Origin of the sequence: Lysinibacillus sp. JNUCC-52 (assembly GCF_015999545.1) — a bacterium.
In the GTDB taxonomy this organism is placed as follows: Bacteria; Bacillota; Bacilli; order Bacillales_A; family Planococcaceae; genus Lysinibacillus.
Window position 1 is genome coordinate 2723187 of record NZ_CP065546.1, and the last position, 16269, is coordinate 2739455.

Genomic DNA, 16269 nt, shown 5'->3' on the forward strand with positions numbered 1-16269 from the left:
CCTAGAATGGAAGGTTCATGCCTTGTGTGAATTTACCCATTGTTGCATTTGTTTTTTCTTCCACTTTTTTAAGTGCTTCATTCGTTGCAACAACAATTAAATCCTGTAGCATTTCGATATCGTCTGGATCCACTACTGAAGTATCAAGATTCACTTCTACAACTTCGCGTTGACCTGTAACTGTTACTTTGACCATACCGCCGCCAGCAACACCTTCAAATTGTTCTACATTTAAAGCTTCTTGAGCTTCCATCATTTCTTTTTGCATTTTTTGCATTTTCTTCATCATGCCTTGCATATTTCCCATTCCACGCATAACCTATTCCTCCTAAGTAATCAGTCTTCAACAATTTCAATAAAATCCTTACCGAATAGCTTTTCCGCTTCCGTCACAAGTGGATCTTGTGACGCCAGTGGTTGCGCATCATCGATAAACGGTTCTTCCGACATTTCTGCCGGTGGTGGTTCTAACAATTCAACATTCGGATCATCGTTAACAGACTGTGCTTTCTTTTGCTGTAATCCGTGATCACGAATAAACTCTTCACGCAACTTTAACCATGTTTCTTCTGGTGTACAAAGCATTTCATACATCGTGCCCGTTTGAGCTGCAATTAATTGTGTGAATTGCGCTTTTAGCATTTGATTGTCTGCAACCATTTGACAATGAATATCATACTTGAATTTTAACACAAAAGCACTTGAAGATGCCGCAACAGGTTCAGCTTCTGCCAAAAGAGCGGATTGAGACTTTTGCATTTGATTTAATGCTTGCGCCCATACAGCTTTTAAACTTTGCACATCTTGCTTTGTCGCATCCTTAAGCACTTCTTGAATACGACCAGTAGGCGCTTTGTAGCCGTTTGCACTTTTTGCGCGAGGACGTTGTTCTTTTGCAGCTTGACCAGCTTGTGATGGTGCACCACTTTGTAATTGCGCTGACAATTGTTGTACCATCTGCTCTAGTGCGACTATTTTTTGCGCAAGCTCTGGACTCATTGCCGTTTCGCTTGATGTAACGTTGTGATTTACAACCCCACCTGAAAACTGCGTCATTTTCAGCAATGCCGTTTCCAAATAAATTTTTGTATGATGAGAGAAACGCATTTCTTGTTGCGTTTTCGCTAAAATATCAATGTATCCATAGAGCATATCTGGAGCAAAATCATGCGCCAGAGCAAACACACGCTCTTCTGGTGATACTAACTCTAATAGTTCAGCTAGATTTTCACTCGTTTGCAAAAGAAGTAAATCACGGAAAAATGTAATTAAGTCCTCCGACAGGCGCAATGGGTCTTTTCCATCTGCAATTAGCTGTTCTAAAAGCGCTAGCATTTGTGCTACATCTTTCACCTTTAAAGCTTCTGCTAAATCATAGAAAACATCTTGACTGATTGAGCCAGTAACTAGCAGCGCATCTTCAAGTTTCAGCATTTCACCGCTGAACGATACAACTTGATCTAACAAACTCAATGCATCACGCATACCACCTGCTGCTGATTGCGCAATTACTTTGAGTCCTTGTTCTTCAAACGGTAGCTCAATGTCTTCTAATACAACCTTCATGCGCTCAATAATATCGTTCGTTGAAAGTCGTTTAAAATCGAAACGTTGGCAACGAGAAATAATCGTCGCTGGTAATTTATGAGGTTCTGTAGTTGCTAAAATAAATACAGCATGTGGTGGTGGTTCTTCTAATGTTTTTAACAGCGCATTGAAGGCACTTGTAGACAGCATATGCACTTCGTCAATGATATACACTTTAAACCTGCTACTTGCAGGTGCAAAACGGACTTTTTCAATAATGTCACGTATTTCTTCTACACGTGAATTAGAAGCTGCATCAAATTCAATTACGTCTGGATGTGAACCATCAGTAATGCTTATACAAGTTGCACACTCATTACATGGTTCGCTTGCTGGAGCATGCTCACAGTTTAAAGCCTTGGCAAAAATTTTGGCTGTACTTGTTTTCCCTGTTCCACGAGGCCCTGAAAACAAATATGCATGAGTTGTTTTATTCGCTAGGAGAGCATTTTGCAGCGTTCTTTTGACATGTGCTTGACCTGACATTTCTCGGAATGATTGTGGTCTATACACACGATAAAATGCTTGATACGTCAATAATTTCCTCTCCCCTTCTTTTTAAATATGATTAAAACCATTATAGCATCGGCTACGTTGTTAATAAAACAGTGGCCTTTATTAGAATATAAAAAAACGCATTCGCCTATAATAGACGAATGCGTTCGAATTGGCAATTTAATGCCGTGCACCTTTCTTCGACAGCCGCACATAAGCGTTACTCTTGTCGTTAGCTCAGATTAGGCAACCCCGCGGCACATGAATAAGACCACTTAATGCTGCTTCCTTCCGGACCTGACATGGTTCATGGGTATCCATTGCGCAGGACCCAATCGTCAACACTACGTGCAAAAGGCAGACCAAACAATACGGACAGCCTCGAAAAAGGAATTCAGTCTCGCTAGAGCGGATTGCGAGTTACAGGACACCGCTACCTTCCCACCTAGCACGGCAATAACTAGTATACTTTCAGTTTTCATAAATTGCAACGAATTGCACAAATTATTTATATTCGTTATTACAAAATAATAAGAAGAAATATAAACAAAATTATTTTTTAAAAAAAGATGTTGACGTGAAAATCAAAACATGATAAATTAGTTCTTGTCGATAAGACAACACAGCAATATAGTATGGAGGTATACCCAAGTCTGGCTGAAGGGATCGGTCTTGAAAACCGACAGGCGGGTAACACCGCGCGGGGGTTCGAATCCCTCTACCTCCTCCATTTTTAAAATACCGACTACATAATGTAGCCGTTTTTTTTTGCTCAAAATTGTATGTCATACTTATTAAATACCACTTCCTTTTAGGTTGTGGTATTTTTTTATTAGCTATTTTGCTTCTACTAAAAATTTAGGGAGGATATAAAATATGTACTCAAAGGTTTTTTTATCTCGTACTTCCCTCACATGGATTTTATTAATTGCCATATTAACTGCTCTCGGTAGTGAAATTAAAATTATCCCATTCGCTAATACGTCTTTTCGATTTGGCTTAGGAACGATTATTTTCTTTTTATGCACATTACTTAAACCAACACCTATTATTTTTGCTGGCGTCGCAACAAGTATTGTAACAACTGCATTACGAACGGCTATTAGTTTCTATACACAAAACATATCCATATTAGAAGGTATCTATATTCATTTACCTGCAGCTACATTTTATTTATTATTTGCAATATGTCTGCAATATTTAAATATTCATCAATATCGCGAAAAGCCACTTAAGTTAGGGTTACTTGTTGCCCTAAGTGAGGTCATTAGCAATTTAGCAGAACAGTTGCTACGTTTCTTTGTACAATCTTATACAATTTTATTCATTCATGACTTACTGATTTTATTCGCTGTTGCCTTGTTACGAAGCTTTTTTGTTGTCGGAATTTATAGCTCTATTTTAATTGCTGAGCAAAAAAAGCGTGTACAAGAAATACTAACGATTGGCTCAGACTTATATGTAGAGACACTTTATTTAAAAAAGTCTATGAATCATATTGAGGCAATTACCGCCAATGGATTTGATTTATATCGCCAATTAAAAGCTCAAGGCAATCGCTCTGAAAGTTTACAGGCGCTTCATATTGCCCAGGAAATTCATGAGGTTAAAAAAGATTCCCAACGTATTTATGCAGGGATATCTAAAATCGTCGGCGATAAGAGCTTTGGTTCATTACGATTATCAGAATTATTACATTATATAGAAGACGGTAATAGTAAATATAGTGAATTACTCGGTAAAGAAATTCAATTTAACATTACTTTAAAGACCGATTTTGTAACGAATGAGCATATTGCCCTTCTAGCCCTTTTAAACAATTTAACTGCCAACGCCATTGAAGCAATAGAAGGACAAGGTGTCATATCTATTGATATTCAGCAACAAGAGGTTGATACTGTAATAACAGTTAGTGATGATGGAAAGGGAATCTCCGAAAGTGATCTTTCTATTATTTTTGAACCTGGCTATACGACAAAATATAATGTCGAAGGTGTAGCAGCTACAGGAATTGGACTTTCACATGTTGCCGAATTAATTTCTAAATTAAACGGCTCTATTTCAGTTGAATCAAATAACTTCAAAACGGTGTTTAAAATTATAATTCCTACGCAAACTATTCAAACGGGAGAGACTTAAATGAGGTATTTTATTGTAGATGATGATCGTGCTAGCCGCGTGATGCTAAAACAAATTATTGAAGATAGTGGTTTAGGCACAGTCATCGGCGAAGCACGTAATGGAGTGGACGCCATTCCTCAAATATTAATGACACAGCCAGAGTTTGTGCTAATCGATTTACTTATGCCTAAGCTTGATGGTATAGCTACAGTGGAGCATCTTCTCCAAAATCGATTTGAAGGACAGTTTATTATGATTTCTCAGGTTGTAAATAAAGAAATGGTTGGCGAGGCGTATGAACAAGGTATTGACTTCTTTATCCATAAACCGATTAACCGTATCGAAGTGGAGAATGTTTTACGCAAAACAACAGAACAGTTTCGCCTTAAAAACTCTCTATTAGTTATACGACAATCGTTGACTAACATCGACCTAAGTGAGCAGATAAACAATAAGGCCACTTCACGAGATCATATTCAATCCATTTTAAATGATATGGGTATTGTCGGTGAGATAGGCAGTGAGGATATTATAGCAATTATCGAAACATTGCTAGCACATCAGCATAAAATTGCACCTCTTCCTCCTTTAAAAGAGCTTTATGAGGAAATAGCAGCTGTCACAAAGTCCACTCCAGATGAAATTTTAAAAGAGAGTAAGGCTATTGAACAGCGTGTGCGTCGAACAATTTTAGCTGCGATGATTAACCTCGCCAATTTAGGGGTAGTCGATTATACAAACTCAGAATTTGAATACTATGCACCTCGATACTTTGACTTTAAAGAGATTCGTCAGCTTATGACACAGATTGAAGACCACGGAAATCGCAAAGCAAAGGTCAATATAAAGAAGTTTATACAGGTGTTATATTCAGACATTTTAACAAAAGTAAATTAATTTTCTCGGATTTTGTCGGATTTTATAAGTCCTCCGTATTATTAAAGTAAGGCATGTCCTAAAAATTTTAATATAGGGGAGGAATTAAGATTTTGAAAAAGAAATTTAAACTCAGTTTAGCCGCTCAGATTCTAATCGGTTTAATTTTAGGGATTATTGTTGGTGGTATCTTTTATGGAAACCCCAAAATTGAGACATATTTACAACCACTAGGAGATATTTTTCTACATCTAATTAAGATGATTGTGGTACCTATTATCATTTCGACATTAATTGTTGGTGTTGCTGGAACTGGAGACATTAAACAGCTCGGAAGATTAGGCGGAAAAACGCTTATTTACTTTGAAATTATTACAACAGTTGCAATTGTTGTTGGTTTACTTTCAGCTAACCTGTTTCACCCAGGTGCTGGCATAAATATGAACGAACTTTCGCAAGGGGATATTTCGAAATACGTTACAACAACTGAAGAAGTACAACATGAAGGACCATTCGATATTATTGTAGGTATTGTACCAACAAATATTATTCAATCAATGGCTGAAGGCAATATGCTTGCTATCATTTTCTTCTCTGTTATTTTCGGTTTAGGGGTAGCTGCAATTGGAGAACGAGGAAAACCAGTATTAGACTTCTTCCAAGGTGTAGCAGACGCGATGTTCTGGGTAACGAACCTTGTAATGAAATTCGCTCCAATTGGGGTATTTGGTTTAATTGGTGTAACCGTTTCCAAATATGGGTTTGCTTCCCTCATTCCACTTGGTAAGCTTGCAATACTTGTTTATGCAACGATGATATTCTTCATCTTCATCGTACTAGGTCTTGTAGCAAAATTTGCTGGAGTCAACATTTTCTACTTGATAAGAGTATTAAAAGACGAATTAATTTTAGCGTTCTCCACTGCTAGTTCGGAAGCCGTATTACCACGTGTAATGCAGAAGATGGAGAAACTAGGTGCACCGAAAGATATTGTATCCTTTGTTATCCCTACAGGTTATTCATTTAACTTAGATGGTTCAACATTGTATCAAGCAATCGCTGCATTATTCATTGCTCAAATGTACGGTATTCATTTAAGCATCGGAGAACAAATTACGTTAATGCTTGTATTGATGGTTACTTCTAAAGGTATTGCGGGTGTACCAGGCGTATCATTCGTAGTATTACTTGCAACTTTAGGTACTGTTGGTATTCCTATTGAAGGTTTAGCATTCATTGCAGGTATCGACCGTATTCTTGATATGGGACGTACAGTAGTAAACGTAATCGGTAACTCTTTAGCGTCATTAGTAATGGCGAAATGGGAAGGCCGCTTCGATAAAGAAAAGATGAAAAACTACTTTAAAAACAACGAAAATTTAGCTTAATACAAAAAAATCCTCACGATGGACGAATGCATCGTGAGGATTTTTTTATTTTGCTAGTACTTTATCTAAATAAGCAATAATAGACTCTTTGCCGTTTGCATGTGCTTCTTGTGCGCGTACTTCATCCTTTTCCACTTTAAGCTCCGCGGCTGCTACAATGCGCTCCGCATCCTCCTGTGGAACAACAATAACACCATCAACATCTCCGATAATATAATCGCCAGGCTGCACGGTTACACCGCCAATAGCAATTGGTACATTAACTTTGCCACCGCCATTTTTATTGCCAGCAGCTACAGTCGTACCAAGAGCAAATACAGGGAAATCCAGCTCGCGAATGGCAGCAATATCTCGAATAACACCATCCACTACGAAGCCCTGTACACCAATACCCTTTGCTAAAGAAATAACAAAATCCCCTGCAACTGCTCGATTTGTATTCCCCTTTGCATCAATTACTAAAATATCGCCCTCATTAGCAGCTCGAATCGCTTCTAGTACCGCTCCATTTTCTCCGTCTGGTAAACGTACAGTAACCGCTCGTCCCGCTATTTTAAAATGCTCGGCTAACGCTTTAATATTACTACGTAAATTTGTATGGCCCCCAGTTGCATCGGAAATTGCTGTCGTTGGTAAATGTTTAAAACTTACTTCCACCTTTGTCATACACAACACCCCTATTTATAATTTATGAAGCCCTTTCACAATTATTGTAAATAAAATGCAGCTACTATTTCAATATATTTAGAAAACTTATAGTGTTATTTATAAATGAACATACAAGAGTGGCTAATTTACTGGCATCCGTCTGTGCTAGCCTTTATAAGAAAATAAAAAAGCCTGTGGCAGTTTAGGCTTAATCGCCACTTGCCGCACGCTCGTTTTAAATTATTTCGATAAATTGTTTTGATCGTTCATCTAATGCTTCAGCAGCAGAAGCAATTTCAGCAAAATCACTTGTTGTGACATTTATTTGCCCATTAGACTTTTCAACTTCCTCAGAAATCCGTGTAATGCTTTCGGTAACTTGCCCAATCTCACGAACAATGCCTTCCACATTTTCTTTTACTTCTGAAATCGATTGCTCAACTCTAACTGAAAGTTTCCGAACCTCTTTTGCTACAACATCAAAGCCTCTTCCATACTCACCAGCTCTTGCAGCTTCAATTGCTGCATTTAAAGCGAGTAAGTTTGTTTGAGAAGCAATCCCTTGAATGGTTTTGACAATACCTTTAATCGATTCAGCTTGATTTTGTAAATGGGCAAGATTTTTTACATTCTCCGTAGATTCTTTTGATACTTGTTGAATAGTTTCAAGTAAACGCTCACTATTTTTTATACCTGCCTCTGAACGACTATAAAGCTCGGTGGACATTTGTTTCAACTGATCTGCTACATTGACTATCGTTTTTTGACGATCAGTTACATTTGTTGCGATTTTAGATACGCCGATGACTCTGCTGGAGTTATTCTCAAATACAGGCATATAGGTCGCCTCAAGCCAAATGCTATTGCCTTGGGCATCCATCCGCTCAATTTTATCCTGATAACTATTACCTGCTGTCAGGTTGCGCCAAAATTTTTCATAGTCAGGGCTTTTTAAGAAGTTAGGAAAACAAAATTCTCTATGGTCTTTTCCGATCATTTCCTCAACTGTATAGCCCATTGTTTTCGCAAAAAGTTCATTTACATACGCCACTTTACGATGCATATTAAAACGAATAATCGCTATATTGCGTTCTATTGCTTGCACGACTAAATCATCTGTGACTTGTGTATCAATTTTATTCATAAAATCCACCTCCGTCGTCCTAATTTACTAGTGTGAGTCATCCTGTATTTTCTTTTATAATAAATTAGATTGTTATATATTATAATATAACTAATTGTATATTAAAAATACTATAAATTTTCATTTTTGGTACTTTATTCTCATTATTGTTATTCTATTAATGCTAAAACTTCTTCCGCTGTTGTGGCTACCCTAATTAATGCTTTGTGTTCTGCACGGATAAAACCTTCCTCTAACATTCGATTAAAATGTTGCAGTAGTGCATCATAAAACCCATTCACATTAAATAAAATAACGGGCTTCTCATGCAATCCAATCTGAGCCCATGTAAATACCTCAAAATATTCATCCAATGTACCGCCACCACCTGGCAACGCAATAAAGGCATCCGCTAAATCCACCATTTTTGCCTTGCGTACATGCATTGACTCTACGAAATGAATTTCTGTCAATGACGCGTGGACGATTTCTTGTTTTTGTAAATGAGTTGGCATGACACCAATTACTTCTCCCCCTGCTGTTAAAGTAGCATCTGCAACTTTCCCCATTAATCCTATTTTAGAGCCTCCATATATAACACCATGACCGTGTTTCGCTAATACTGTTCCTAACTCAGTTGCTTTTTCAGCATAGATGGGATTAACGCCTAATCCTGAACCACAATATACCGCAATCTTCATCCTTATTCCTCCTATTACAAAAGACGTGATTACAATAAGCTTCGTATTGTCTCACGTCTTTTGGTCTTTTTATTTTTATTTAGCCTTGCGATTTTATTCTTTACGTATAAATCATAACTTGTTTAGGCCTGCCGCTTCGCTTTCGGCCAGAACGCGTGGATTTCCTTTACTTCAACGCATTTACGTTTGCATAGGGCTTCTCCTATTTCCGTAAATGACTTGTTTGTGCCTGCCGCTTCGCTTTCGGCCAGAACGCGTGGATTTCCTTTACTTTAAAGTCTTTACGTTTGCATAGGGCTTCTCCTATTTCCGTAAATGACTTGTTTGTGCCTGCCGCTTTGCTTTCGGCCAGAACGCATGGATTTCCTTTACTTTAAAGTCTTTACGATTGCATAGGACTTCTCCTATTTTCGTAAATGACTTGTTTGTTTTAGCATATGACTGATACGGCTCACAATTGATTCAATTGCGTCTGGATTTTTCATTAAATCATAATCATTAATATCTAAACGTAGTACTGGACATGAATTAAAATTATTAATCCAATCTTCGTAGCGCTCATGCATTTCAATCCAATAATCATTTGGTGTTTGCTGCTCCATCTCACGACCACGCTCTTGGATACGGCCAATGACGTCATCGATCGGCCCCTCTAAATAAACGACTAAGTCTGGGTGTGGGAAATAAGGGGTCATTACCATGGCATCAAATAAATTACGATATGTCTCGTAATCTATCGGACTCATTGTCCCTTTATCAAAGTGCATTTTTGCAAAAATCCCTGTATCTTCATAAATAGAGCGATCTTGAACAAAGCCACCACCATATTCAAAAATACGCTTTTGCTCTTTAAAACGTTCAGCTAAGAAATACACTTGTAAGTGGAAGCTCCATTTTTCAAAGTCATCATAAAATTTATCTAAATACGGATTGGTGTCTACTTTTTCAAATGATGTACGGAACTTTAACGCTTCTGCTAGCGCCCTTGTCATCGTTGACTTTCCTACACCTACAGTCCCAGCAATTGTAATGACAGTTTGTGGGGGAATATCATATTTCTCTCTCAAATTCATTATTGCAAGCTCCTTTGTTGTAACGTTTCTTCAATTGTTTTTAAAACATATTGTAAATCTTGCGGGTTTTTTACAAAATCAAGCTGATCTCCGTTAAATCGTATAACAGGAATTTCAGGATGCAACTTCTCAAAATGTTCAGTAAAGGTATGATAATCTGCTACCAGTTGCTCCATGTATTCACGAGAAATCATTTTCTCAAATTCACGCCCTCGTTTAGCAATGCGTTGCATTAATGTATCTACACTGGCATGTAAATAAACGACTACATTTGGCACAGGCATATCCTTCGTTAAAATCTGATAGATTTCTTCATACTTATCATACTCGGCAGGTGCCAACGTACGTTTCGCGAAAATTAAATTTTTAAAAATATGATAGTCCGATACAACAGAGTTTTTTTGTGCCAACCGCATTTTTTTGATATCTGTTAATTGCTTATAGCGATTACATAGGAAGAACATTTCGGTTTGGAAACTCCATTCCTCAATATCTTCATAAAACTTATTTAAAAACGGATTCTCGTCTACTATTTCTTTTAATAGATGGTAATTAAATGTCGCTGATACCTCTTTTGCCAAAGAAGTTTTGCCTACACCAATCGGACCTTCTACCGCAACAAATGGAACTGTCACCAGAAGTTCCTCCTTTATGTTTAGAATTCTATGAGTCAATTATGTCCTTATTTTAAGGCTGTATTGTTTAAAACTAAAAATGAATCAGTGCTTTTCATTGTATCATAGTGAGAAAATGAAAAACAGAATCAACATGAATCTCAATTTTTAACATTTTTAGTCCAGCATTCTTGATAGATACGCCAATAAAAAAAGACCCACCGTAGTGGGTCCAAATATTGCGATTGATTTCTGCTACGGTTGACGCTTTCCTCAAACAAACTATCAATAAACTACCTCTTCGTAATTCCCACTTTTAGTTTAGAAATTGTTTGAGAATTGTTTGAGTGCCTGTCACTATAATTTCACTCGTTGTAGACGTAGGGCATTTAAGACAACAGATACGGAGCTGAATGCCATCGCTGCGCCTGCTACCCATGGTGCAAGTAGACCCATTGCTGCAATAGGAATACCTAATGTATTATAAGCAAATGCCCAAAATAGATTTTGTTTAATATTGCGCATTGTTTTACGACTCATAATAATTGCTTCCGCAATGCTATTTAAATCTCCACGAATTAACGTAATATCAGCGGCTTCCATTGCGACATCTGTACCTGTACCAATGGCCATCCCAATATTTGCTGTTGCTAATGCAGGTGCATCATTTATGCCATCTCCTACCATCGCAACGTTTTTGCCTGCTGCTTGAAGTTTTTTCACTTCATCTGCTTTTCCTTCTGGAAGTACTTCCGCGATAACGTCATTAACACCAACTTCATCTCCAATTGCCTGTGCAGTGCGTTTGTTATCGCCTGTCATCATAATGACTGTAATGCCCATTGCCTGCAAACGATGAATTGCTTCTTTGGAAGTATCTTTTACTGTATCTGCTACAGCAACGAGACCAGCGAATTGACCATTAATAGCAGCCAACATTGCCGTTTTACCACTCTCTTCGAATTGCTCCATCGTTGGCAATATATGCTCAATATCAATATCGTATTGTTGCATTAATTTACGTGTTCCAATGACAACACCTTGACCAGAAACAGTTGCTTGCACACCATAACCAGGTATTGCCTCAAAAAATTGAACATTGCCAAGCTCGATACCTTTATCCTCAATTCCTTGAACAATTGCTTGTGCTAACGGATGCTCCGATTGTTTCTCCGCTGCACCAATTAATGAAAGAACATGTGCCTCCTCTTGATTGGCACCCAGTACGACATCCGTTAACACTGGTTTTCCGTGTGTAACCGTCCCTGTTTTATCGACAACAACGGTATCAATGCGTTGCGTTTGTTCTAAATGTTCGCCACCTTTAAATAAAATACCAAATTCAGCAGCTCGACCAGAACCTGCCATAATAGAAGTTGGGGTCGCTAATCCTAGTGCACATGGACAAGCAATGACAAGAACGGCAATTAAAACTTCAAGTGCTGGTGTAAATTCCCCTGGTTTTACCCATATGATCCAAATAAGGAATGTCACAATAGCAATACCAACAACGATTGGTACAAATATGCCAGAAATTTGGTCTGCTAGACGTTGAATAGGTGCTTTTGAGCCCTGTGCATCTTCAACGACTTTGATTATTTGTGCTAATGCTGTATCACGACCAACTTTGGTAGCCGACATTTTCACAAAACCATTTTTATTAATTGTTGAACCGTATAATACATCACCTTGCTTTTTATCTACTGGAAGACTTTCCCCCGTTAGCATGGATTCGTCAACAGCCGTTGTGCCCTCTAATACGGCACCATCAACTGGAATTTTCTCACCTGGTTTCACTAATAAAATATCACCTATTACAACTTCCTCTAACGGTACTTCTTTTTCTACGCCGTCACGCACAACGATAGCGGTTTTAGCTTGAAGGCCCATTAGCTTTTTAATAGCCTCCGATGAGCGACCTTTAGCTTTTGCCTCGAATAATTTACCTAATAATATTAACGTAATTAAAACGGCACTCGTTTCAAAATAGAGATGTGGGCCGTGGTGCGAATTGATTGTGACAATTGCTTGATAAACACTGTAGAAATACGCCGCAGAGGTCCCCATAACGACAAGAACATCCATATTGGCACTGCCATTTCGAAGTGCTTTATATGCTCCTACGTAAAATTGTCTCCCTATAATAAATTGAACTGGTGTAGCTAACACTAATTGCACCCATGGATTCATTAAAAAATCAGGGACATATAAAAATGAGGTAAAAGAAAAATGGCCAACCATCGTCCACAATAGTGGTAGCGAAAGAATAGCAGACAAAATGAGTTTTTGTTGCTGTTGTTTTATAGCCTTTTCTCGATAATCTTCGGTTGCTTGCTCATCCGCTTTTTGGTGAGCTCCATAACCTAATTTCTCTACCTTTCCGATTATGTCCGATACAGAAACTTCTGTTGGATTAAATTCAATTGTTGCTTTTTCAAGAGCCAAGTTAACAGAAGCTGTTGATACGCCTGACAGTTTATTTAACCCTTTTTCTATGCGTGTCGCACAGGCAGCGCATGTCATACCAGTAATATCTAGTTCCGTTTTTTGTTTCACCACGCCATATCCTAATGCTTCAATCTTTTTTTCAAAATCTGCCTCATTCAATTTTGCTGGATCATATTTTATCGAGGATTTTTCAAGCGCTAAGTTTACAGTTGCTTGCTCGACACCCTCCATTTTGTTCAACCCTTTTTCTATTCGAGTTGCACAGGCTGCACAAGTCATACCAGTAATTTGTAAATTCGTTTCCTTGAACTCAGAACTCATTACCTTTCCTCCTTCTATCATACCGACAGGGGGTATATAGATTTGAAAATAATAGAGTGCTTTTTGAGCACCCTACTTATCTTATTCTACCTCATAACCTTGATCGTCAATCGTTTCTTTAATTTGCGCAAGTGAGACTTGTGCATCGTCAAACGCTACATCTACCAAACCATCAGCTAAATTTACTTTTACTTGTTCTACACCAGCGAGTGCACCGACACTTTTCTCCACTGAATTAACACAATGTCCACATGACATTCCTTGTACATTTAAAGTTACATTTTGCATAAAAATCTCTCCTTTAAGTTTAAAATGTTATATAAGAGTATATACCCTAAAAAATCATTATTTTTTCATTAATTTCTGAATGGTCACTACTAATTCATCTAGGACCGCTTCATCGCCCTCAGAGAGACGATCAACGACACAGCCTTTTAAATGACCTTCTAATAAAATTTTCGCTACGCTATTTAAAGCGGATTGCGTGGCAGACAACTGCGTAATTACATCATCACAGTAAACGTCCTTTTCAATCATTCCCTTAATGCCTCGGATTTGACCTTCGATTCGATTTAAACGAGTCGTTAAATCCTTTTTTACGCGCTCAGGGTGGTGACTTTTACGACATGACGCAGTTTCTTCTGTTTGACAAGCATCATCTTTCACTGTGTCCTCCAACTACTTCACCTCCTATTTGATTATTATCATACTATACCCACGAAGGGTATGTAAAGTAGGCAATTTATTTTTTTCTAACTTTTTAATCATGATTGTGCTGATGGGCCTGCTCACTTTTAATATTACATAAAATTGATGCATCATGAAGATTCCCCACTGTTTCCAGTTGAATCGTTACATGCTTTATGCCCTTATGTTCAAGATTATGTTCAATTTCACGTAATATATGCTCGCTATCTCCAATACTGAGCTTACTATCGACTACTGCATGACACGAAAGAGCATTTGTACCACTTGTAATCGTCCAAATATGAAGGTCATGAATACTTTGCACACCTTCAGTTTGCTCGATTATTTGAATAATTTCCTGTGCATCTACATTTGACGGTGTTCCTTCCATAAGAACATGGATAGACGCCTTTGTGACAAAATATCCACTACGTAGTACTAACACTGCGACAATGACACTTGCAAGTGGATCTGCCCAACCCCAGCCGAAAAACATAATAACTAATGCAGCAATGATGGCGCCTACAGAGCCAAGCATATCGCTAAGAACATGTAAAAATGCACCGCGCATATTCAAATTGTCTTGTGTATCGCCACCACGCATCATAATCCAAGCAACTAAAATATTTACTAAAAGGCCAATAACACTAATAATAAGCATTCCTGACGTTGCCACTTCTGGAGGATTTGCAAAACGCTCAATTGCTTCATAGAAAATAAATAGTGCTATTAATATTAATGTCACACCGTTTAATACAGCAGCTAATATTTCAAACCTTTTATAGCCATAAGTTTTACTTAAACTAGCTGCCTTTTCTCCAAACATAAAAGCAAGTAGTGCAATTGCTAATGAAATCGAATCACTTAACATATGTCCAGCATCTGATAAAAGCGCCAAACTATTTGTTAAAACCCCGCCAACCGCTTCAACAACCATATAGCTCGTAATGATTATAAAGGATAGTAAAAGTACCTTTTTATTTGCGCCATGTGTATGATCATGGCTGTGATCGTGATGATGCCCCATCGTTTTCCCCTCCAAAAATTTATTCATCCTAAACGTTTAATTGTGTGTAGCATGTTCTATTGCTTGCTTTAATAAATTCATGATATGATCATCATCTTTTGAATAATATAAGCTTGTTCCTTCTCTCCTAAATTTCACCAATCTCAAATTTTTTAAAAATCGTAATTGATGGGATACTGTTGATTGACTTAAGTTTAATATTTCAGCAATGTCGTTAACAGAGTGCTCATCAGAGCATAATAAATTTAAAATCCGTATTCTTGTCGGATCACTCAGTGCTTTGAACGTTTGAGATACAACAAATAGTGTTTCTTCGTCTAAGTGCTGTCCCTTGCCACTCTCTACTTCTACTTGTTTAACTTGTTCATCCATTTTCCATTCCCCCAATGTTTATTTATATATGAGTATGTGTTCATATATAAATATATATGGTTATTTTAGGAATGTCAATTCAAAGCAAAGCACAAAACTCCACCCGCGTGATACACTATTTATAAGGAGAGATACTAGTGGACATTTTTAAAACAGACCGTATGTTTATGGGCCAAGCTTTAGAAGAAGCGAAAAAAGCTGCCTTGCTTGGCGAGGTGCCAATAGGAGCCGTTCTTGTATACGAAGGGGAAGTCATTGCGCGAGCCCATAATCTACGTGAAACAACCCAAAATGCAACAACGCATGCTGAATTAATGGTTATTCAGGAGGCATGTAAAAAAATAGGTAGTTGGCGTCTTGAACAAACAACGCTTTATGTAACGCTGGAACCTTGCCCTATGTGTGCTGGGGCCATTTTGCAATCACGAGTACCACGTGTCGTCTATGGTGCGCGAGATATGAAAGCAGGTTGTGTTGATTCACTCTATCACTTATTAAATGATGCTCGCTTTAACCATGAATGTGAAGTTACAGAGGGCATTATGGCGGAAGATTGTGGTCAAATTTTAACGGATTTTTTCCGTGCATTGCGTGAACGAAAAAAGGCGGAGAAAAAGGCGCGTAAAATGGCGGAAGGCACAGAATCTTATAAATCACTGTAGCTTAAATTTTCTTTGCTCTCATATGAAAAAGGTACCTCCAAATTGTGAGGTACCTTTTTCTTTTCTATGATTATGGGGATGGCGATATATATGAAATGTGTCGTAGCAGCGACAACATCTTCATAA

The 16269-nt window shown here is 37.9% G+C and carries 16 protein-coding genes, 1 tRNA gene, 1 other RNA gene and 1 pseudogene; 5 read left to right on the forward strand and 14 right to left on the reverse strand.

Going from position 1 to position 16269, the window contains the following annotated elements; all coding sequences use genetic code 11:
- Nucleotide 1 precedes the first annotated feature (1 nt).
- The 3 genes from JNUCC52_RS13445 to ffs all read right to left on the reverse strand — a co-directional run bounded on the left by JNUCC52_RS13445 (nt 2) and on the right by ffs (nt 2536).
- Nucleotides 2–316 (reverse strand): YbaB/EbfC family nucleoid-associated protein, encoded by a 315-nt coding sequence (locus JNUCC52_RS13445; protein WP_228134234.1) that lies wholly within the window; start codon nt 314–316, stop codon nt 2–4.
- Nucleotides 317–336: 20 nt separating this feature from the next.
- Complete coding sequence (gene dnaX / locus JNUCC52_RS13450) at nt 337–2124, reverse strand: DNA polymerase III subunit gamma/tau (RefSeq protein WP_228134233.1); 1788 nt, start codon at nt 2122–2124, stop codon at nt 337–339.
- A gap of 144 nt (nt 2125–2268) precedes the next feature.
- An RNA gene (gene ffs / locus JNUCC52_RS13455) (signal recognition particle sRNA large type) lies at nt 2269–2536 on the reverse strand.
- Between the two features lie 183 nt (nt 2537–2719).
- Between ffs and JNUCC52_RS13460 the strand changes: the two genes are divergently transcribed.
- The 4 genes from JNUCC52_RS13460 to JNUCC52_RS13475 all read left to right on the forward strand — a co-directional run bounded on the left by JNUCC52_RS13460 (nt 2720) and on the right by JNUCC52_RS13475 (nt 6467).
- A tRNA-Ser gene (locus JNUCC52_RS13460) sits at nt 2720–2812 on the forward strand.
- Between the two features lie 146 nt (nt 2813–2958).
- Nucleotides 2959–4221, forward strand: coding sequence for an ATP-binding protein (locus tag JNUCC52_RS13465; protein WP_228134232.1), 1263 nt, complete (start codon nt 2959–2961; stop codon nt 4219–4221).
- The gene (locus tag JNUCC52_RS13470; RefSeq protein WP_024362951.1) at nt 4222–5100 is read left to right on the forward strand and encodes a response regulator; all 879 of its coding nucleotides are present in this window, start codon (nt 4222–4224) and stop codon (nt 5098–5100) included.
- A 92-nt stretch (nt 5101–5192) separates the two neighbouring features.
- The gene (locus JNUCC52_RS13475) at nt 5193–6467 is read left to right on the forward strand and encodes a cation:dicarboxylate symporter family transporter (protein WP_228134231.1); all 1275 of its coding nucleotides are present in this window, start codon (nt 5193–5195) and stop codon (nt 6465–6467) included.
- A gap of 45 nt (nt 6468–6512) precedes the next feature.
- Here JNUCC52_RS13475 and JNUCC52_RS13480 read toward each other — a convergent pair whose 3' ends face one another.
- The 11 genes and pseudogenes from JNUCC52_RS13480 to JNUCC52_RS13525 all read right to left on the reverse strand — a co-directional run bounded on the left by JNUCC52_RS13480 (nt 6513) and on the right by JNUCC52_RS13525 (nt 15481).
- The gene (locus tag JNUCC52_RS13480) at nt 6513–7133 is read right to left on the reverse strand and encodes an RraA family protein (RefSeq protein WP_337980145.1); all 621 of its coding nucleotides are present in this window, start codon (nt 7131–7133) and stop codon (nt 6513–6515) included.
- A gap of 217 nt (nt 7134–7350) precedes the next feature.
- Nucleotides 7351–7953 (reverse strand): methyl-accepting chemotaxis protein, encoded by a 603-nt coding sequence (locus JNUCC52_RS13485; RefSeq protein WP_443136922.1) that lies wholly within the window; start codon nt 7951–7953, stop codon nt 7351–7353.
- Nucleotides 7933–8259, reverse strand: a pseudogene (locus JNUCC52_RS23195) (PAS domain-containing protein); the annotation flags it as partial. The pseudogene JNUCC52_RS23195 and the gene JNUCC52_RS13485, both read right to left, overlap by 21 nt.
- 149 nt (nt 8260–8408) lie before the next feature.
- Entirely contained in the window at nt 8409–8939 is a 531-nt protein-coding gene (locus tag JNUCC52_RS13490; RefSeq protein ID WP_228134228.1) for an LOG family protein, read from the reverse strand.
- Between the two features lie 404 nt (nt 8940–9343).
- Nucleotides 9344–10012 (reverse strand): deoxynucleoside kinase, encoded by a 669-nt coding sequence (locus tag JNUCC52_RS13495; protein ID WP_228134227.1) that lies wholly within the window; start codon nt 10010–10012, stop codon nt 9344–9346.
- Nucleotides 10012–10647, reverse strand: coding sequence for a deoxynucleoside kinase (locus tag JNUCC52_RS13500; protein WP_305068704.1), 636 nt, complete (start codon nt 10645–10647; stop codon nt 10012–10014). Before JNUCC52_RS13500 ends, JNUCC52_RS13495 begins: the two co-directional genes overlap by 1 nt.
- Before the next feature lie 336 nt (nt 10648–10983).
- Nucleotides 10984–13395, reverse strand: a complete 2412-nt coding sequence (locus JNUCC52_RS13505; RefSeq protein WP_337980146.1) for a heavy metal translocating P-type ATPase — start codon at nt 13393–13395, stop codon at nt 10984–10986.
- Nucleotides 13396–13476: 81 nt separating this feature from the next.
- On the reverse strand, nt 13477–13683 hold the full coding sequence (gene copZ / locus JNUCC52_RS13510; protein ID WP_228134225.1) for a copper chaperone CopZ: 207 nt from the start codon (nt 13681–13683) through the stop codon (nt 13477–13479).
- A 57-nt stretch (nt 13684–13740) separates the two neighbouring features.
- Entirely contained in the window at nt 13741–14073 is a 333-nt protein-coding gene (locus JNUCC52_RS13515) for a metal-sensitive transcriptional regulator (protein WP_228134224.1), read from the reverse strand.
- 82 nt (nt 14074–14155) lie between these two features.
- The gene (locus tag JNUCC52_RS13520) at nt 14156–15109 is read right to left on the reverse strand and encodes a cation diffusion facilitator family transporter (RefSeq protein WP_337980147.1); all 954 of its coding nucleotides are present in this window, start codon (nt 15107–15109) and stop codon (nt 14156–14158) included.
- 36 nt (nt 15110–15145) lie between these two features.
- Entirely contained in the window at nt 15146–15481 is a 336-nt protein-coding gene (locus JNUCC52_RS13525) for an ArsR/SmtB family transcription factor (protein ID WP_228134223.1), read from the reverse strand.
- Nucleotides 15482–15618: 137 nt separating this feature from the next.
- Between JNUCC52_RS13525 and tadA the strand changes: the two genes are divergently transcribed.
- The gene (tadA, locus tag JNUCC52_RS13530) at nt 15619–16143 is read left to right on the forward strand and encodes a tRNA adenosine(34) deaminase TadA (RefSeq protein WP_228134222.1); all 525 of its coding nucleotides are present in this window, start codon (nt 15619–15621) and stop codon (nt 16141–16143) included.
- The last annotated feature ends 126 nt before the right edge of the window (nt 16144–16269 follow it).

Bases quoted from the DNA above. Each gene is read 5' to 3' on its own strand.
- JNUCC52_RS13445 (WP_228134234.1), bottom strand. From the start codon at position 316: ATGCGTGGAATGGGAAATATGCAAGGCATGATGAAGAAAATGCAAAAA.
- JNUCC52_RS13465 (WP_228134232.1), top strand. From the start codon at position 2,959: ATGTACTCAAAGGTTTTTTTATCTCGTACTTCCCTCACATGGATTTTA.
- JNUCC52_RS13470 (WP_024362951.1), top strand. From the start codon at position 4,222: ATGAGGTATTTTATTGTAGATGATGATCGTGCTAGCCGCGTGATGCTA.
- JNUCC52_RS13480 (WP_337980145.1), bottom strand. From the start codon at position 7,133: ATGACAAAGGTGGAAGTAAGTTTTAAACATTTACCAACGACAGCAATT.
- JNUCC52_RS13485 (WP_443136922.1), bottom strand. From the start codon at position 7,953: ATGCCTGTATTTGAGAATAACTCCAGCAGAGTCATCGGCGTATCTAAA.
- JNUCC52_RS13490 (WP_228134228.1), bottom strand. From the start codon at position 8,939: ATGAAGATTGCGGTATATTGTGGTTCAGGATTAGGCGTTAATCCCATC.
- JNUCC52_RS13495 (WP_228134227.1), bottom strand. From the start codon at position 10,012: ATGAATTTGAGAGAGAAATATGATATTCCCCCACAAACTGTCATTACA.
- JNUCC52_RS13505 (WP_337980146.1), bottom strand. From the start codon at position 13,395: ATGAGTTCTGAGTTCAAGGAAACGAATTTACAAATTACTGGTATGACT.
- copZ (WP_228134225.1), bottom strand. From the start codon at position 13,683: ATGCAAAATGTAACTTTAAATGTACAAGGAATGTCATGTGGACATTGT.
- JNUCC52_RS13520 (WP_337980147.1), bottom strand. From the start codon at position 15,109: ATGGGGCATCATCACGATCACAGCCATGATCATACACATGGCGCAAAT.
- JNUCC52_RS13525 (WP_228134223.1), bottom strand. From the start codon at position 15,481: ATGGATGAACAAGTTAAACAAGTAGAAGTAGAGAGTGGCAAGGGACAG.